This window comes from Effusibacillus lacus (genome assembly GCF_002335525.1).
GTDB lineage: Bacteria > Bacillota > Bacilli > Tumebacillales > Effusibacillaceae > Effusibacillus > Effusibacillus lacus.
In genome coordinates this window covers 1-17,078 of record NZ_BDUF01000033.1, presented here as the reverse complement: position 1 = coordinate 17,078, position 17,078 = coordinate 1, and the positions used below count along the sequence as shown (strand labels likewise).

The window sequence follows — 17,078 nt, the reverse complement described above, 5'->3', positions numbered from 1 at the left end:
CGTTATCGTTTTTTTGCAACTTCCTCCATGAAATGTCCGTCCACTATCTGTTTCACATCCGGAATTTGGCTTAACATATCCAGCCCCTTCAAAAACTCCCCTGTTTTTTGCCCGGTATAGACCAACGAAGTAAACGAGCCGGTCTCCTTAAAAGCTTGCAAATTATCCTGAATACCGAAGATCTTCACACTTTCAACCGATTGTTTATATTCTTCAATTGGCGTCTCCGCCGCCTTTGCCATGATTTGCAGGGATTCTTCCGGATGCTGCTTCCAGTAGTCCAGAGCGTCAAACCAGGCATTCAGGATCTTTCTTACATCTTCAGGGCGATTCTTGGTCACCTCTTCACGAAACACCAGGAGATCCGGAATCAATCCGGGGGTATCTTTGGAAGAGAAAAGGAGTTTTCCCTTCCCTTCCTGAATGGCCTTGCTTAAAAAAGGTTCCCATAAGACAGCCGCATCGAGATTGCCCGAAATAAACGCCGGTCCTGCATCATTGACTGTCATGTTTGTATACTGAACATCTTTTTCCTTAAGGCCCGCGCGTTCCAAAGCGGTCAGCATCAAAAAATGATCCACTGTTCCCAGTTCAGTCGCAATTTTCTTGCCCTTCAGTTCCTGCAAAGAGTTAATTCCAGGCTTGACGACAATGCCATCTCCTCCATTGGAATTGTCGTTGACAAGCACGGCCTTCAAAGGAATTCCCTTTGCAACGGGAGCCAAAGTGTCGCTCAATGTTTGACTGTTCGCATCAATCTTGCCGGTAGCCAAAGCAGTCAGAGAATCACTGTAGACCGGAAACCATACCAGTTCCACATCCACACCGTTCTTTTCAAAAAACCCCTTCTCTTTGACGAGATACCAGACAAACCAACCGGGCCACGGACTGAGTCCCAAACGGATCTTCTGCTGGCTGCTTGGCGCTGAAACTTCAGACTGTTTGCTTTGGGAACAACCAACCAGATTCACAAGCAGCATGAGCAAGCAAATCAATAAAACAATCCTCTTCCGCATACTTTTTCCCCCTTTAAATCCGTAGTGTTTACCTCTTTTATCAAATAAAAAAAGAGATAACAGATGTTACCTCCCGGGCTTTTCTCCCTCCGTGTAGCGTCTGCCGGCTGGGCAGATGCCGTTTTCTCTCGGACCAGACCTCACTTTCGAAAATAAAAGGAGCGGAACCCTAGAAAACTTTTCGTGTTAGGTTTTATTTCTAGATTTCATTATCGGATCTGCCCATTTTGCACGTTTCTGGCCTCCAACTCAATCCGGAAGTTTCGATTCCAAGAATCTATCTAAATATTACCCGTAATCCAGCCATCAAAAAACCATTCGCGTGAGGTTATCTAACATCAATGATAATCGAGTAGGAGCATGGGGCAGTTTTTGATCATGCTTGGCAGGAAAAAGACTGCCAAGAAATCTCAGCAGTCTTCCTTTATTATTCATTGAACTTATCCAACATAGAAATCGTATCGATTAGGTGGTTATTAAAAATTTGACGGGCAACAGATAACAATTCTTTAATCATTGGATCTCGAAGCGAATATGTCACTTTATTCCCTTCTTTTGTCCCATAAACAATGTTTTTGTTGCGCAAAATTGCCAACTGTTGAGAAACTGCGGAACCTTCGCTTCCAATCAATGTCTGAAGTTCATTTACATTTTTATCTCCCTCAGACAACAATTCAAGGATGCGAATCCGTAAAGGATGCCCCAAAGCTTTAAAAAAATCCGCTTTGAATTGTTGCACATCAAGATTCAACTGCCATTGCCCCCTTCCTTTTTGAAAGTTTTTCATACTGATCCAATGCAAGAAGGATTCCTTCAATCATTGCCTGTGGTCGCGGAGGACATCCAGGCACATACACATACACCGGTACAATTTTATCCACCCCTCCATGATTAGCATAGGTTTCGCCAAATATCCCGCCTCCACAGGCACAAGCCCCGATTGCTACAACCATCTTAGGATTTGCTGCGGAGCTATAAGTTTTTCGCAGTGCTTCTTCGAGATGTCGTGTAACCCCACCTGTTACCATCAACATATCCGCGTGACGGGGGGACGCCACAAAATCGATTCCAAAACGCTGTATATCATAAATGGGATTCGTCAATGTGCTCATTTCGAAATCGCATCCGTTGCAAGAACCCGAATCCACATGTCGAATATGCAACGACTTCCCCAAAACTTCTTTGATTCTTTTTTGCAATTGAGTTCCCCAATCCACTTCTTGCTCTTTGACATTTTCCATTGTGTCATACTCCCTTTCCAACAGGTGCCAACTCTGAAGGTTTTACAGTCACTTGTGCAGTTTGAATCAAGTCCTGCTTGTTTTTGGTGGCAAGGCGGTATTCATTTGTCATCTTGATCATTTGGGTTTCGCAAACTTCCGCACAAATCCCGCAAAATATACATGTCGCGTAAGACAATACAAGCTCTGAAGAGTCCTCTTTTGGATGAAATTGGATCGCCCCTGTTGGACAAGATGCTACGCATACCCCGCATTCGGTGCACTCGTTTGATAAAAAAATCGGCTTGCCACGAAACCGGGAAGGAGCCGCTTCCAAAGGCATCTCTTTTGTTACGGTCCCGGTTTTGAAGATTTTCCAAAGTATGTCAAACATCGATTCCCACTCCTTTTAGACTGCAATCACCGGCCAATTTCATCGGTCGCAACAAGCATAGCACAATTCAAAGCTTTTATTGATCAAAGGGAAATCAGGCACAATATTCCCTGGCACCGTTAATGGAACGGCCGGCCAGTTGCTGTATGTTGCAGAACGAACCCGATAGCGGTACACAGTCTGCTTCGGCCCAATCATCAGCCAATGTACGGTTTCTCCCCGTGGAGACTCCGTCCATCCCATCGCCGATTGATAGGGAAAAAGTTCCGGAAGAAAGGTCACAATTTTTCCGGCAGGGAGCTGTTCCAATACTTGCCGAATGATTGAAAAAGATTGAAACGCCTCATCAATCCGAACGCGGATTCTCGCGAGAACATCACCTTCCCTATAAGTGGGAACGTCAAATTTGACCCGATCATATGCTGCGTAAGGTTGGTCACGTCGTACATCGATATTTCTGCCGGAGGCTCTTGCCGCCACACCCACAACTTCCAGGTCACTTGCCTGCCCGAGAGTGAGGACTCCAGTAGTCGACATCCGGTTGACAGCTATTTCATGCGAAAGCAGAATCTCAACAAGCTCTCTAAACTCCGCCTCGACCTTTTGCAGGGTTGTTTGAATATCCATACAATCTTTTGGTGTCAAGTCGATCCTCGTGCCGCCAAGATCAACGATCCCTCGTAAATAGCGATGGCCAACGATCCGTTCATTGAGTTGTAACAGTTCTTCTTTCAGTCTTGCTCCCAGACTGATTCCGACAGCAAACCCAAATCCCGCGCATACGTTCCCAACATCCCCGATGTGGTTATACAAACGTTCCAATTCCAGGAATAGGGTCCGTAAATACTTGGCACGGGGCGGAATCTCCACCTGCCCTGCATTTTCGACCGCTTGGGCGAAAGAAACCGCGTGGGATAAGGCACAGACTCCGCAAATCCGTTCTGCCAAAAACAACGCTTTCCGTAAAGGCATTCCCTCACTGGCCTTTTCCAGGCCGCGATGTGTATAGAAAAGCCTTGCATCCAGATGCAACACGGTGTCGCCGACCGCACCAAAGCGAAAATGTCCGGGTTCAATAATCCCGGCGTGGATCGGGCCCACCGGAATTTCCGTAACGTCCTCTCCCTCATATTGCATAAAGGTTTCACGGCTTTGAACCCTTGGCACCTGCATGGTTACCGGAAATTCCTTACGCAGAGGATGCAGTTCTTCCGGCCAATCCCCATGCAAAACAAGAGGTCGTGGATCCGGATGTCCTTGCGGCCTGATTCCCAACAAATCTTTGACTTCCCTCTCATACCAGTTTGCCGCAGGCAGTTCTATCGCGACAGACGGAAACGTGGGATCGTGTTCCTCGATCCTTGTTTTTACGGTTATGAAATGATGGAACTGATCAAACGAAAACACATAGTACAACGCAAACGATCCTGCCACATCCCGTTCGTCGCTTCCGACCATGGTAAACAGCCGGCCCTCTTTTTCTTTGCAGAGAAAACGACAAACCGCCGGCAGATCGTTTTTTTCTATCGTGATTACAGTTTCATTCTGTGCGTATGAGTCAACAGACAACAGTTTCTGGCCCAACTGTTGCTTGATTCTTGAAATGAGGTGTTTTTTGTTCTTTTCCATTATCTGTGTACCCCCTGTAAGACCTCAGACACTTGGTGAATCGTCTCACTAAGGAAAGGCGGGACATACAATCCGAACATTACAACAATCACCAATGGGATAAAAAGAGCGGCTGTTGACCAACGATTGATTTCTTTCTTTTCCAATTTGGCCGGAGCCTCACCAAAGGCCATTTTGACAACATAATAGATCATCCCGGCAAAGATCAGCACGACCAACAGGATAAACAGAACGGTTGCCCACATATGGCCTCCTTTAATCCCGGCCATCATGATGGTGAATTCACTGATAAAAATATTAAAGGGAGGAGCCCCTGTGATCGCAAAAGCTGCAATTAGAAATATACTCCCCGTGACAGGCATTGCCTTAAGAATTCCCGAGATGCGGTCCATTCGTTTTGAATGATATTTTTGATTGATGTTTCCTGCCGAGAAGAACAAGAGGGACTTGGCCATGGAATGATTGAACATATGGAGCAAGGCCCCGTATAATCCCAAAGTTCCGCCAATCCCGACACCCAGCGCGATAATCCCCATGTGTTCCACGCTTGAATACGCCAACATTCGTTTTAAATCATGCTGTACCAAGATGAAGGGTACCGTAATGGCGATCGACAGAAGTCCGAAGAAAATCAAAAATTGAGCCGCTTTCCCATCAAGAGTTGTATTCGCTATAGTAAATACACGAAATATACCGTACAGCGCAGTATTTAACAGTACACCGGACAAAACCGCACTCACAGGTGATGGCGCCTGGCTGTGTGCATCCGGTAACCAGAAGTGCATGGGAGCAAGACCTGCCTTTGTCCCAAAACCAACCAATACAAAGATAAAGGCAATCAATATCCATTTCGGATTCAGATGTTCAGCCGCTTGACTCAATACGCTCCAGTCCAAAGCTCGGGGATCTTCTCCAAGCAAATGAATCCCGGAAAGATAGATAAAAATAATCCCCAAGAGTGCAAACGCGATTCCAACGCTTCCCATAATCAGATATTTCCACGCAGCCTCAAGAGCCGTTCCTTTTTTATAAAAAGCAACCAATAATGCCGAGACCAACGTGGTTAATTCAATTCCCACCCACAGCAATCCCAAATTGTTCACGACGCTAACGGCCAGCATCGTAAACAGAAACAGATGGAACCATAAGTAGTAAAGGCGAAACTGCCGTTCTGTAATGATCCCTTCACTTACTTCGTGTTGCATATAACCGACCGAATAAAGAGAAGCAGTAAAGCCAACCAGAACTACCAACGAAATATTAAACGCACCCAAGGCATCGACATAGATAAACTCATTTTCCCCTGTGAACGGAGAGCCTGACAGCACTCTATAGGCCACAGTAAGCCCCGCCAACAGCATGAGGAATGCACCCGCCACTTGCACTCTTTCACATACTTTTTGGATCTTGATCCTCCAGGCAAGAAGTCCCGTTACAAGAGGAATTCCCAACAATGTCCAGATCCAACCCATCTCCGTCATCCCTTCAAATTCTGCATCTTTTCCGTATTTAAACTCTCAAAGGTCGAATGAATACGAAACGACAAAATTCCAATCACAATTACCGTCACAAGTATGTCAAAGAAGATTCCCAGTTCAACCATCAGAGGCATTCCATAACTAAGTGATTCAGCAACCAAAAACAGCCCGTTTTCAATCGTGATCAATCCGATCCCTTGCATAATCGCTTTCTTGTGATCGATCATAAGAAAAGTCCCCAAGAAAATGAGAATGATCGAAACCGCAAGATAGGGCTCTCCATGTTCCGTACCAGGCAATTGGAGACGGGAAGTAAGGTAAAAACCTGCCACCGACAACGCTAATGCGATAAACAAAGATGTGTATTTAGACGTAAAACGCTCCACTTCCCGTTTGATATCAATCTTTTTGATCGTATACTGAAGAATGGACGGGATCACAATCGCCTTCACCAACAAGGTAAGCACAGCTGCCGTCAGCAAATGAGAAAAGCCCGTTTTATACCACATTGCGCCTGCAGTAAGTGAAAGGATCACCGATTGAAATGCCAATATGCCAACCGAATCACTAATTTTCCGGATCTGGAACAACATCAATGTACTAATCAGCAACGACATTGCGATTACTTGATCCATTCATGCCCCTCCCTTTACTCCACTACCCGAACAAGAATTGCCAAGAGCGACAGAATCATCGAGGAAACCAGCAATTTGGGAACTATAAAAATACGGATTTTCGCATAAAGTGTTTCGATGAATGCCAATCCAATCCCCAGTCCAACAAGTTTGATCAGGTAAAGCAAGAACGATAGAAAGATTCCGCTTACATTCCAATCCACTGCTATTCCCCACGGGAAGAAAAGATTGATAAAAAGGCTCAAAATCAGCAATTGTTTGATTTGCGCCGCCCACATCATCAATCCCAAATATCTTCCGGAATACTCCAGAAGCATTCCTTCATGAATCATCGTTAATTCCAGGTGAGTATCCGGGTTATCAACCGGAATCCGGCCTGTTTCCGCAATCACCACAATGAACATTGCCAAAAAGGCCAGCACGTAAGAAGGCTCGATCCAATTCCATCCATGCGTTGCAAGTACTTGAATAAGTTGATGGAGTTTCGTCGTCCCACCGGACAGAAATACGGCAAAAGCAGCCAACAACAAAGCCGGTTCCGCAATCGCCGACAATGCCATTTCTCTGCTCGATCCCATCCCGCCAAAAGAACTTCCTGCGTCAAGAGCCGTGAGAGCCGTAAAAAAACGGGCCAATCCGAACAAATAAACAATCAGGATCATGTCCCCCACAAATCCTAAAGGAGTATTTGCCATAAAAGTAGGCACGAGGAGTCCGGCAGTAAGAATGGCAATAAAAACAATGTAGGGTGTTGCCACCGTCAGCCATGATGCGTGACCGGAAACGACCGCATCTTTTTTCATGTATTTCATCAAATCATAGTACGGCTGTAACACGCTCGGGCCGATACGATTTTGCAAACGAGCCTTGATTTTCTTGATGGTCCCCTGGATAAGCGGAGCCACCAGAAGAAGTGTAACAACCTGCAGCGACGTCCACCCGATCGTCCATCCGATTTGTCCTGACATGTGCTCTCACCTACCGAACCCAAAGTAATAAGAGTATGAGTGTGGCAATCATATAGGCCAAGTAGCTTTGCAGGTTTCCACTCTGAATCGACCTGACCCGTTGCGACAGGAAAACCGCAATATGAACCAGCGGTCGATACAGATTGGATTCAATCACAGAGTGAACCTGCAACCGATGATGGATTCGTTTTGGATAGTACACGTACTCCCCTCGAACCTGCACCTGTCGCCGTGGACGGTACAGCCATTTAAATATCATTAAAACGGGATGAGAGTATGAGGTACCCGTATACTCCATCGAAGGTTGCAGAGGGCCCCCACAGTTCCATGTTTCATCAATCTGATTTCTGCTCTTTCCCACCCATATACGAAGGAAGACTAGACTTAGAAGCAATAGGGCCAAGAAAGCCAGAAGGACTGCACCAAGCGATAGTGCTTCACCCGTAAGCCCGGCAAACGGGACGTAAAAGATGACATTTCCTGTTATCTTTGTGTCAAAGTACCCCGCGACGATATCTTCTGTAACTCGTAGGGCAATCCCCGGCCATATCCCCAAAACAAGAGAGCCTGATGCCAATATTATCATGCCCAGGCGCATAGGCACAGGAACTTCTCTTGCTTCCTCCGCATTTTTGGTGCGAGGCATCGCAAGAAATGCGGTTCCAAAGTGCTTGACAATACCGCCAGCCACAAAAGCTCCCGTCAGTCCGAGAGCAGCAACTGACAGGCCGCCGATCATTTTCCACGATGAATTTTCCATATCAAATGCGAGGTGCAGCAGAGATTGGAAAGTTGCCCATTCACTAATAAAACCGTTAAACGGCGGCAACGCGGAGAGTGCTATCCCTCCGATCAAAAACAATCCGGCTGTCCAGGGCATACGCCGAATAAGTCCTCCCAACTGGTTCACATTTTTTGTATGTGTCGCGTAAAGAACCGCTCCGGCTCCCATAAATAACAATCCTTTAAAGATCGCGTGGTTCATCACATGATAAAGAGCCGCCGTCAAGGCTAACGCCCCAAGAACCGAATGATGATAGGCATAGAAAAGCATAGAAGTGCCGATTCCCATGAAGATGATTCCCATATTCTCGGCACTGCTGTACGCAAGAAACCGTTTCATGTCATTCTCGGCCACTCCATACAAAATCCCGACCAAAGCAGAAATCACTCCAAAACAAAGGACAACAGCCCCCCACCAAGCAGGTCCGCCACCCAAAAAGTCAAAACTTATACGCAGTAACCCATAAATCGCGGTCTTGATCATAACCGCCGACATCAGAGCGGACACATGGCTTGGTGCCGCGGGATGGGCTCTCGGAAGCCATATATGGAGTGGAATCATGCCTGCTTTCGTGCCAAAACCGATAAGGGCCATAAGGAAAATAAGGTTTTTGAGCGAAGCGGACAACTGGGGGGAGACCTGCTGAAACGCTGTGAATTCGAAACTGCCGGCAAAGAAGAACAAAGTCAAGAACGAGAGAATGAGGAAGACCGTTCCGAAATGTGTCATAACAACATAAACAAATCCAGCCTTGCGAACTTCCGGCTTTTCATGCTCCAGCATCACCAAGAAGAAGGAAACAAGAGACATCAGTTCCCATGCCAGCAAGAAAGAAAAACCGTTATCGACGGTGACGACTGCAACCATGGAAAGCAAAAACAAGTTAAAACCTGCTCCCAGCAATCCGACATTTTTCTTTCCATAGTATTCAGTCACATACCCGGTGGAATATAAAGAAACGGCTACGGACAAAACGGAAAGGACCAACAAAAAAAACGCTGATAATGAATCCACCCGAAATGTGAAAGCGACATCGGACACGACGTGCCATGCGGAAATCGATATCGTATTCTGATGCAATAAAACGCGAATCGCAGCAAACGCCCCTGCGAGTCCTCCCAAGAAAGCCCCTGAATGAGCTACAAAGTTCGCGATTCTCGGGTTCCGGCTTGCAGCAATTGCACCAAATCCACCAAGCAAGAAAAAGACAAAGGATGCGCCAAAAAGTAATGAGTCTAAATCAAGTCCTTCCATGGAAGTACCCCCAAACACCATGTTGTTGAATATCCGATTATTTAAATATATAGAGTTTGCGTGTTGATTACAATCATGATTTGATTCAATTTCAGACTCGGTTGTTGCATCTCATTAAAAATTCCCAGTAAATTTACTGTATTCACACGTTTTTATTTTTCTACCCCGAAAAACAATAAGAGGTTCTGTGAAAAATAGTAGAGTCCGGTATTATATGTAAAAAACCACTCGTATGAGGTCTGACATCAACCATATAAAAAAGACCCGACGAATGATATCGGGTCTTTTCGGATACGATCAGCAATTTCCCTGGAATCCTTCCCGGTGCACCTGAAATCCTCTGCCCAACCAAGAGTTGGAATAACTGATTCTCAGCCCTTCCATGTAAGGAGCCAGCCCGGAATTGTAGACAAACCTGATTCCGCCGATTTCCACTTTTTCATCGTGTTCTTCCATAGACTCTTCCAGAGCCATCCCATAATTGGGACCGCCTCAGCCCACCCCGGCAATATACAAACGAACCATCTTCTGCTGGGGGTCGAACATCTCTTTCAATTTGTCAACCGCCTCATCGGTAACCTTGAGCATCGGTTGTCTCTCCTCTCCCATGTTTGTCTTTACTTTGCTGCGTTGACAGCTTCGATCAAGGTCTCTTCGACGCTTTGAGCAATTTCTTTCAGGCCCGGGTCGTTCACAACGTCCATCAGCATGGTGGGTCTTGGCAATCCGATCATCGTTTTTCCCTGATCTTCGTAGACTACGATTTTGCAGGGCAAGAAGTATCCGACCAGCTTGTTCCGGCTCAGTACACGCTTGGCCTCATGCGGATTGCAAACCTCCAGCACACGGTACGGGCTGGTGAAATCAACCCCTTTTTCCTGCAATTTGGCCGGAATGTCCAATTTCCACAATACCCCAAATTTCCTGTCCTTCAGACTTTCTTCCAAAGCGGCGACTGCTTCATCCACGCTCTTATCAGTTTCCACACTGTAATGAAACATACGGTCTCCTCCAATCTGTAGTTGCTTTTTAATTATACCCCTATGCGTATTATACCATTAATCATTTTTAGGGAAGTACACCCAGTTGATAAGACCTTACTGTTGCGATCAGATAAACAAATTGTGATTGCTTTCATCCGCCTCGGCCAGATAGGTGGCCACACCCGCATATTCAATTCCATCGATCAGTTCTTCCTCTTTGATCCCCAGAACGTCCATGGACATGGCGCACGCAATGATCTTCACGTCCAGCTCTTTTGCGGTTTGCATCAGCTCGGCCAGGGAAGCGATGTTTTTCTTGCGCATGATGTACCTCATCATTTTGGCTCCGATTCCACCGAAATTCATTTTGGAAATCCCCAATTTTTCCGGACCGCGGGGCATCATCTTTGCAAACATGTTTTCCAGGAAGCTTTTCTTGGTGGGCACATATTGGTCCTTGCGAAGGATATTCAGTCCCCAGAAAGTGAAGAACATGGTAACCTGCTTGCCCATGGCTGCCGCTCCGGTGGCGATAATGAAACTGGCAATGGCTTTGTCCAGGTCTCCGCTGAATACAATGATTGTGCTTTTATCCGACATAGGTTTCTCCCCTCGTTTAAGCATGGTGGACAGCGCAGCGGTTGGGTCCGATCTCCAGTTCCGCAGCTTTATCGGGAGTCACTTCAACCGCTCCGATGTTGATTTGCAGGATTTCTTCAAAATTGGGCGGAGTGGACTGACCGGCGGTAGCCACAACCATTTCGGTAAACTCGGCCCGGTTTTCGGTCCGCATGATTTCGTTATTTTTGCGGATCTCTCCCAGAAGGGCACCTACATAGCCGTTATCGTTGACTTCCGAAGGGCTTGCGTAATGGGAAGGCAGCACCATTACTGAGTCCGGCAGGTCGGCCAACTTTTTGAACACAGTATCATACAGGGATTGTGCCCACTCGCGGGCCTTGCCTCCCAGGTCAGGGCGGCCAAGCCCCCCGACAAACACCGTGTCTCCCGACAACAGGTACTTGTCATTGATCAGGAAGGAGGTGCTGCCCGGCGTATGTCCCGGGGTCGGAACCGCCAGGACTTTTACGTCCACAGAGCCCACTTTGATCGAATCGTACTTTTCAAGCGGTTCATGTGGAAGATCAGCGCCTTGCAATTCTCCGGTAGAGATATAGTAAGTGCCACTCGTTTTATGGCTGATCTCCGGCCCCCCGGAAATATGGTCCGCATGGCAGTGGGTGTCCATGATATCGACAATCTTTGCGTTTTCTTGTTCCGCGATTTTCAGATATTCTTCCGTGTGCCGTCCCGGATCCACTACCATGGCCTGACCGTCCGAGATGATCATGTAGGAAAGGCAACCTTTTGCCACACGATTGATTTGAATCAATTTCATGTTGTCTTTGGCAGCCACTGTGACAGGATGGTAGAATTGGCTCCATTCAATCATGCCGAGCCCCAGATAGCTTACCGTGAACCCTCTTTCATCAAGCAGCTCCGCCACCATTTCGGCGCCGCCGCCTTTGGCGCAGATCACGACAATTTCACGATCCTTCGGAAGATCTTTGTAATTGTCTTCGTTGTCTTCGAGAAAGTCAAAATAGGGAATATTGATCGAAGATACATTTTTGTGCTCAATTTTCCAATCGTTGTATTCCTCCGGATTGCGGACATCCAGAATGAACAGGGGGCCCGCATTTATTTTTTCATACAGTTCTTTTGCATTGATCATTGCGATTGCCATTCAAAACACCTCTTTAAGAAAGATTAAATTTTACTGACCGGGCCGTCCCATTGGGACATTCCGGGGACGACATTTTTCACTTTGGCGAATCCTTTTTCGTTCAGAATCTGACAAGCTGTGTCGCTGCGGTTGCCCGTACGGCACACTACATAGATTTCCCGGTCAGCATAACCGCGCAATTCTTCAATTCTTTCTTCCAGTTTCCCGAAGGGAATCGACTTTGCCCCTGGAATGTGTCCAAACGCATACTCTGCGGGTTCGCGCACATCAATCACAATCGGGTTGCTGCTCAATTGTTGCCGTAATTCATCATTGGTAATGACATGCGGATACTTTTGTTCCGGTTTTTCTTCTTTCGGGTCCGACTTACGGACGTAATGCTTGAAAGCACCGTCTTCCTGAATCGTTCCCAGATATTGATGGCCTGTTCGGTCAGCCCAACTCCTGATATCCGCTACCGACCCCGGATCAGTGGCTGTCACTTCAAGTACCTGCCCCGGTGTGATTTCTTCAATTGCTTTTTTGGTGCGGACAATGGGCATTGGACAGGAAAGTCCCTTGCAATCAATTGATTTGTCGACTGTGAAAATACTCATAATGTCCTCCTTATTTCGTTGCAATTTCGAACCAGATTTTTAATGCTGTCCCAAGAATCAAAACGGCGAGAATTCCTTGAAGAACTTTCGTGTTGACCCTGGTGCCAAGTTTTGCTCCCGCCGGTGCAGCCAGTACACTGGCAATTACCATGATTGCGGAAGGCCAGAAAAGAACGTCGCCCGCCATTACTTTACCTGCCGTTGAACCGATGGATGACAGAAACGTGATTGCAAGCGAGGATGCTATGGTCATCCGGGTCGGTATCTTTAAAATGAGCAGCATAATGGGCACAAGGATAAACGCCCCTGCTGCGCCTACAATACCGGAAGCGACGCCTACGACAAGAGCGGAAACAGTGGCAATCGTACGGTTGAAATCCACCTGCTCAAGCGGTACGTCATCCAACCCCTTTTTCGGTACAAACATCATGGCAGCAGCAATAGTGGCCAATACCGCATAAACAAAACTGATCGTTTCCCCCGACAGAAATTTCCCGCCGTAGCCGCCGGCGAAACTGCCGATGATAATGGCCACTCCCATATACGCCACAAGCTTATAGTTCATTACCTTTTCATTTCGCAAAGCCAGGACACCCGACAGGGTAGCGAAAAAAACCTGCACCGCGCTGATCCCCGCTACCTCATGGGCTGTATAAGCGGCGAATCCCAGAGCAGGGGGAATGTATAACAGCATCGGATATTTGATGATGGAACCCCCGATCCCCACAAGCCCCGAAATAAACGAGCCGATAAACCCTATCACGAATAATGTTGCAATCAATCCATAGTCCATCTTCTCCCCCCTTTCGACAATGTTTTTTGGGCCAATATACCTGATGGGGTATGTTTTTGTGTTTTAAAAAGAAGCCGGTCATGAATGACCAGAAACCCCGGTCTGCAGGTTTATACCCTTAGGGGTATAATATATTTTAAAACGATTCCCTGTCAATAGTAATTTCAAATCAAGTATGACAAAGATCGGGGATCATGATTCCCCGACCTTTTTTACAATGTTTTGACAAACTCCAATACTTCTTCTGCGTGCCCTTTCACTTTCACTTTCGGATAAATCTTGCGAATGATCCCTTCCCTGTCGATCACAAAAGTGCTCCGTTCGATGCCCATGTACTTCTTCCCGTACATGTTTTTTTCAACCCAGACGCCGTATGCTTCCGCCAATTTGTGTTCTTCATCCGACAACAGAGCAAACGGCAATTCATGCTTGGCAATAAACTTTTCATGTGATTTGATTGAATCGGGACTAACCCCAAGAATCACTGCACCCGCATCTTCAAACCCTTGAAGATGAGCCTTGAAATCCAAGGCTTCGTTGGTTCAGCCGGGTGTAGCGTCTTTTGGATAGAAGTACAGTACCACAATCTTGCCTCGATAATCACTGACGGAAATCCGCTCTCCATTGGTTGCCGGAACGGCAATATCGGGAGCAGCTTGTCCTTCCCGAACCAAGCCCATAACAAACCCTCCTATGTATTGAACTTAGCCTTTAAACTTATAATGCCGCGGAAAATCCCTTGCCAGCAAATATTTGGCAGCCTTGGTCCGCAGAGCCTCTACTTCCGGATCCATATCCAGGACAACAATACCAGCCTGCAAACGTTCCCGAATTTCTTTAATGGAAACAGGCAGTTCGGATAGGGCATCCAACTGTATAAGTCGCTCAAAAGCCTGATCCCGTAAATCGGCAAAACAGGTATCGCACATTGCGTGACCGCCTTCCACATGACCGGAACATTTGCAGCACAAGACGGATTTCCCGAGTGACATGATACAACTTCTCCTCTTCTTGGATAAAATTTGCTGTTTTAGATTTGGCAGCGATCTAAAAGTTTAGACTTAGATGAGCTACCTTTTTTTAGCCGAGATCCACAATAACACAATAGCCCCAGAAGTAAAGCTCGCACACGGCCAAGTGATCCAAGCAAAAAAGAGAACTTGCCAACGGCGAAGTTCTTCTTCAGTATACTCCAAAAACCCGTTATCTCGAATAGAACTTTGTGAATCTTGTCGCCCACAACGATCCCATTACGCTGGTTCCAGCTTATTATTCATCATTTTGGCTCAGCGTATACCTTTTTTGAATAATTTCAACTAACGCACAATCATATAAAAACCATCAGGGATACTATAGATAAGGGTTCTATACAGAGTCGTATGAACTAATCAAACTACCCAATTGTAAGGAGGGAAAAAGATATGAAGGTAGATTGGGTCGTTATTGGGGCTGGATTCACTGGTGCAACATTGGCCGAACGACTCGCTTCCCAACTGGACCAAAAGGTGTTAGTGATAGAGAAAAGGGATCATATTGGCGGTAATTCATACGATTGCTATGATAAGGAAGGCATCTTGATCCATAAATACGGTTCGCACACGTTCCATACAAACTCAGCTATGGTCTGGAACTATCTTTCCCAATTTACAGAATGGAGGCCCTACTTTCACCATGTGCTTGTCGTAGTGGATGGCAAGAAAGTCCCTGTTCCATTTAACCTTAACTCTATTTACACTCTTTTCCCCAAAAAGTACGCGGAAAAGCTTGAGGAATTACTTATCCAACACTTCGGTTTTGGAGTTAAGGTACCTATTCTGAAACTTCGGGAAAAAGCAAGCGGGGACCTTAGTTTTTTGGCAGAATATATCTATCAAAAGGTATTCTATCGCTATACCCTTAAACATTGGGAACTTAAGCCGGAAGAGTTGGATGCCTCCGTCACGGCGCGGGTACCGGTTTATATCAGCAGAGATAACCGTTATTTCCAAGACATTTTTCAAGGGATTCCTATGCCCAGTTACACCGCACTCTTCAGCCGAATGCTCAACCACCCCAATATCAAGTTGCTCCTGAATACGGACTATCGCGAAGTCATAGATGAAATCAAGTTTAAGCGCATGATTTACACCGGCCCTATCGATGCCTTCTTCGATTACAGACACGGCCTCCTTCCATACCGAAGTCTTTACTTTGATTTTGTTACAAAAAACCAAGAATATTTCCAAGAGGCTGGTACCATTAATTACCCTAATGATTATGAATTTACTCGCATTCTTGAACAAAAGCACCTCACCGGTCAAATCTCTCCAAAAACAACGATTACTTTTGTATACCCTCAACAGTATAATCCTGGGAAGACTGATCCCTATTATCCAATTCCCCGCGCGGAAAACCGACAACTCTACAACCTCTATTTAAAAGAGGCAGAACAAATAAAGGATCGTGTGCTATTTGCCGGATGGCTGGCGGATTACAAATACTACAATATGGATCAGGCGGTAGCACGTGCTTTGACTCTATTTAAAGAAATAGCGGAAAAAAGAGTCTGACCGACTCCCCGATAGAAGGGGTAAGAGATCCATTTGAAAATCTTTTACATGTCACATTTCATACGCAATGGAACGTTTTCTGTTCATTGAATGGGATGAAGTAAAGCTTCCTGGGTTTGACGCTTCTGGCTACAAGTTGGTGGTTGGATTGGTTCAAGTTCCATTTGCTCCCGGATATGGTTTGGAATTGGACGATAATTATTTTTCTAAAGCCGTAGAGGCAACAGGGTGGTTCATCAAAGTCTAATCCATGGAGGCGAGAGTTATGATATGCTTTTCATTAGTGGCTCACGAAAATGAAGATGCTGTGCTTGATCAAGTAAAAAATATTCATCACTTCGTAGGAAAAGATCACATGATTGTTTTATATAACGGGGGACCCAATAAAAAATTCGGCCAAAGAGTTTGTAAAAAGTACAAGAATGTAAGGCTATGCCCGTATAGCAGGCCATTAATTTACAGAAAAACAGGGCGAGTTTTATATGACGTCGCAAGATGGCTGGAGGAAAAGAAGGTGAAATATGACTATTTGGTTTACTTGGAATCGGATACCATGTTTATCAAATCTGGATTCGACAAATATCTGAAAGAAAAAATGAAGGGGTACGATTTTATAGGGCAGAATTGGACTAAATACGATCCTCTCAAAGATAAACCCAAGTCCCCTGGGGCGAAAATGATGTTTGACGATTGGAAACGATGGAAACGATTTTTTGAAACGAACTATTTTTGTAAAACATCCAATCCATTCCAAACCTATAAATATAAAATGATCAAGAAAATACTGAACACGATTGATCGTGAAAAATTAGAGAGACTACTATCATCGAGCCCGGTAGAAAGTTTAGGTGAGATGATTTTCCCGACATTTGCCGAAAAAGAAGGTGCAAGAATTCGAAGATACCCCAGGTCGTTTCTAAAATATAACCGTTGGAAACCTGAACGACTACCGGCTAAAGCCGGTAGGTTCCTCTGAGCGACTGAAAGTCGCTGTTCAGGCTAAAGCCTGCTGAAAAGCAACCGGTGGCTAAA

The 17,078-nt window shown here is 45.9% G+C and carries 19 protein-coding genes and 1 riboswitch; of the genes, 2 read left to right on the top strand and 17 right to left on the bottom strand.

What is annotated here, in order from left to right; all coding sequences use genetic code 11:
- Positions 1 to 2 precede the first annotated feature (2 nt).
- The 17 genes from EFBL_RS07615 to EFBL_RS07540 all read right to left on the bottom strand — a co-directional run bounded on the left by EFBL_RS07615 (position 3) and on the right by EFBL_RS07540 (position 14,489).
- Positions 3 to 1,016 carry an ABC transporter substrate-binding protein gene (locus EFBL_RS07615; RefSeq protein WP_096181549.1) on the bottom strand — a complete coding sequence of 338 codons (1,014 nt, stop codon included), beginning with the start codon at positions 1,014 to 1,016 and terminating at the stop codon, positions 3 to 5.
- A gap of 68 nt (positions 1,017 to 1,084) precedes the next feature.
- Positions 1,085 to 1,200: riboswitch (guanidine-I (ykkC/yxkD leader) on the bottom strand.
- Positions 1,201 to 1,443: 243 nt separating this feature from the next.
- Positions 1,444 to 1,767, bottom strand: a complete 324-nt coding sequence (locus EFBL_RS07610; RefSeq protein ID WP_096181548.1) for an ArsR/SmtB family transcription factor — start codon at positions 1,765 to 1,767, stop codon at positions 1,444 to 1,446.
- Positions 1,757 to 2,257, bottom strand: coding sequence for an NADH-quinone oxidoreductase subunit B family protein (locus EFBL_RS07605; RefSeq protein WP_096181547.1), 501 nt, complete (start codon positions 2,255 to 2,257; stop codon positions 1,757 to 1,759). Before EFBL_RS07605 ends, EFBL_RS07610 begins: the two co-directional genes overlap by 11 nt.
- A gap of 4 nt (positions 2,258 to 2,261) precedes the next feature.
- Complete coding sequence (locus EFBL_RS07600) at positions 2,262 to 2,630, bottom strand: 4Fe-4S binding protein (protein WP_096181546.1); 369 nt, start codon at positions 2,628 to 2,630, stop codon at positions 2,262 to 2,264.
- Positions 2,631 to 2,669: 39 nt separating this feature from the next.
- On the bottom strand, positions 2,670 to 4,259 hold the full coding sequence (locus EFBL_RS07595) for a hydrogenase large subunit (protein WP_096181545.1): 1,590 nt from the start codon (positions 4,257 to 4,259) through the stop codon (positions 2,670 to 2,672).
- Complete coding sequence (locus tag EFBL_RS07590; protein WP_096181544.1) at positions 4,259 to 5,731, bottom strand: hydrogenase 4 subunit F; 1,473 nt, start codon at positions 5,729 to 5,731, stop codon at positions 4,259 to 4,261. The genes EFBL_RS07595 and EFBL_RS07590 overlap by 1 nt, the downstream gene beginning before the upstream one ends.
- A 5-nt stretch (positions 5,732 to 5,736) precedes the next feature.
- Positions 5,737 to 6,372: a hydrogenase gene (locus EFBL_RS07585; RefSeq protein ID WP_096181543.1), complete on the bottom strand. Its 636-nt coding sequence runs from the start codon at positions 6,370 to 6,372 to the stop codon at positions 5,737 to 5,739.
- Between the two features lie 14 nt (positions 6,373 to 6,386).
- The gene (locus tag EFBL_RS07580; RefSeq protein ID WP_096181542.1) at positions 6,387 to 7,340 is read right to left on the bottom strand and encodes a respiratory chain complex I subunit 1 family protein; all 954 of its coding nucleotides are present in this window, start codon (positions 7,338 to 7,340) and stop codon (positions 6,387 to 6,389) included.
- Positions 7,341 to 7,350: 10 nt separating this feature from the next.
- On the bottom strand, positions 7,351 to 9,378 hold the full coding sequence (gene hyfB / locus EFBL_RS07575; RefSeq protein ID WP_096181541.1) for a hydrogenase 4 subunit B: 2,028 nt from the start codon (positions 9,376 to 9,378) through the stop codon (positions 7,351 to 7,353).
- 297 nt (positions 9,379 to 9,675) lie between these two features.
- A complete protein-coding gene (locus EFBL_RS20500; protein WP_216640714.1) occupies positions 9,676 to 9,834 on the bottom strand; it encodes an iron-sulfur cluster assembly accessory protein in 159 nt (52 codons plus the stop codon).
- A gap of 161 nt (positions 9,835 to 9,995) precedes the next feature.
- Positions 9,996 to 10,379 carry a DUF302 domain-containing protein gene (locus tag EFBL_RS07570; protein ID WP_096181540.1) on the bottom strand — a complete coding sequence of 128 codons (384 nt, stop codon included), beginning with the start codon at positions 10,377 to 10,379 and terminating at the stop codon, positions 9,996 to 9,998.
- Positions 10,380 to 10,487: 108 nt separating this feature from the next.
- A complete protein-coding gene (locus EFBL_RS07565) occupies positions 10,488 to 10,961 on the bottom strand; it encodes a DsrE/DsrF/DrsH-like family protein (RefSeq protein WP_096181539.1) in 474 nt (157 codons plus the stop codon).
- Positions 10,962 to 10,977: 16 nt separating this feature from the next.
- Positions 10,978 to 12,108, bottom strand: a complete 1,131-nt coding sequence (locus tag EFBL_RS07560) for an MBL fold metallo-hydrolase (RefSeq protein ID WP_096181538.1) — start codon at positions 12,106 to 12,108, stop codon at positions 10,978 to 10,980.
- Between the two features lie 23 nt (positions 12,109 to 12,131).
- Positions 12,132 to 12,704, bottom strand: coding sequence for a sulfurtransferase TusA family protein (locus EFBL_RS07555; RefSeq protein ID WP_096181537.1), 573 nt, complete (start codon positions 12,702 to 12,704; stop codon positions 12,132 to 12,134).
- 10 nt (positions 12,705 to 12,714) lie between these two features.
- Positions 12,715 to 13,497 (bottom strand): sulfite exporter TauE/SafE family protein, encoded by a 783-nt coding sequence (locus EFBL_RS07550; protein WP_096181536.1) that lies wholly within the window; start codon positions 13,495 to 13,497, stop codon positions 12,715 to 12,717.
- 212 nt (positions 13,498 to 13,709) lie between these two features.
- Complete coding sequence (gene bcp, locus EFBL_RS07545; RefSeq protein WP_096181535.1) at positions 13,710 to 14,177, bottom strand: thioredoxin-dependent thiol peroxidase; 468 nt, start codon at positions 14,175 to 14,177, stop codon at positions 13,710 to 13,712.
- 24 nt (positions 14,178 to 14,201) lie between these two features.
- On the bottom strand, positions 14,202 to 14,489 hold the full coding sequence (locus tag EFBL_RS07540) for a hypothetical protein (RefSeq protein ID WP_096181534.1): 288 nt from the start codon (positions 14,487 to 14,489) through the stop codon (positions 14,202 to 14,204).
- Between the two features lie 429 nt (positions 14,490 to 14,918).
- Here EFBL_RS07540 and glf point away from each other — a divergent pair, with 429 nt between their 5' ends.
- Together glf and EFBL_RS07525 are read left to right on the top strand one after the other, a co-directional pair.
- The gene (gene glf, locus EFBL_RS07535) at positions 14,919 to 16,046 is read left to right on the top strand and encodes a UDP-galactopyranose mutase (RefSeq protein ID WP_096181533.1); all 1,128 of its coding nucleotides are present in this window, start codon (positions 14,919 to 14,921) and stop codon (positions 16,044 to 16,046) included.
- A gap of 265 nt (positions 16,047 to 16,311) precedes the next feature.
- The gene (locus EFBL_RS07525; RefSeq protein ID WP_096181531.1) at positions 16,312 to 17,022 is read left to right on the top strand and encodes a hypothetical protein; all 711 of its coding nucleotides are present in this window, start codon (positions 16,312 to 16,314) and stop codon (positions 17,020 to 17,022) included.
- Positions 17,023 to 17,078: the final 56 nt, after the last annotated feature.

Bases quoted from the DNA above. Each gene is read 5' to 3' on its own strand.
- EFBL_RS07615 (WP_096181549.1), bottom strand. From the start codon at position 1,016: ATGCGGAAGAGGATTGTTTTATTGATTTGCTTGCTCATGCTGCTTGTG.
- EFBL_RS07605 (WP_096181547.1), bottom strand. From the start codon at position 2,257: ATGGAAAATGTCAAAGAGCAAGAAGTGGATTGGGGAACTCAATTGCAA.
- EFBL_RS07600 (WP_096181546.1), bottom strand. From the start codon at position 2,630: ATGTTTGACATACTTTGGAAAATCTTCAAAACCGGGACCGTAACAAAA.
- EFBL_RS07595 (WP_096181545.1), bottom strand. From the start codon at position 4,259: ATGGAAAAGAACAAAAAACACCTCATTTCAAGAATCAAGCAACAGTTG.
- EFBL_RS07590 (WP_096181544.1), bottom strand. From the start codon at position 5,731: ATGGGTTGGATCTGGACATTGTTGGGAATTCCTCTTGTAACGGGACTT.
- EFBL_RS07585 (WP_096181543.1), bottom strand. From the start codon at position 6,372: ATGGATCAAGTAATCGCAATGTCGTTGCTGATTAGTACATTGATGTTG.
- EFBL_RS07580 (WP_096181542.1), bottom strand. From the start codon at position 7,340: ATGTCAGGACAAATCGGATGGACGATCGGGTGGACGTCGCTGCAGGTT.
- hyfB (WP_096181541.1), bottom strand. From the start codon at position 9,378: ATGGAAGGACTTGATTTAGACTCATTACTTTTTGGCGCATCCTTTGTC.
- EFBL_RS20500 (WP_216640714.1), bottom strand. From the start codon at position 9,834: ATGGAAGAACACGATGAAAAAGTGGAAATCGGCGGAATCAGGTTTGTC.
- EFBL_RS07570 (WP_096181540.1), bottom strand. From the start codon at position 10,379: ATGTTTCATTACAGTGTGGAAACTGATAAGAGCGTGGATGAAGCAGTC.
- EFBL_RS07565 (WP_096181539.1), bottom strand. From the start codon at position 10,961: ATGTCGGATAAAAGCACAATCATTGTATTCAGCGGAGACCTGGACAAA.
- EFBL_RS07560 (WP_096181538.1), bottom strand. From the start codon at position 12,108: ATGGCAATCGCAATGATCAATGCAAAAGAACTGTATGAAAAAATAAAT.
- EFBL_RS07555 (WP_096181537.1), bottom strand. From the start codon at position 12,704: ATGAGTATTTTCACAGTCGACAAATCAATTGATTGCAAGGGACTTTCC.
- EFBL_RS07550 (WP_096181536.1), bottom strand. From the start codon at position 13,497: ATGGACTATGGATTGATTGCAACATTATTCGTGATAGGGTTTATCGGC.
- EFBL_RS07540 (WP_096181534.1), bottom strand. From the start codon at position 14,489: ATGTCACTCGGGAAATCCGTCTTGTGCTGCAAATGTTCCGGTCATGTG.
- glf (WP_096181533.1), top strand. From the start codon at position 14,919: ATGAAGGTAGATTGGGTCGTTATTGGGGCTGGATTCACTGGTGCAACA.
- EFBL_RS07525 (WP_096181531.1), top strand. From the start codon at position 16,312: ATGATATGCTTTTCATTAGTGGCTCACGAAAATGAAGATGCTGTGCTT.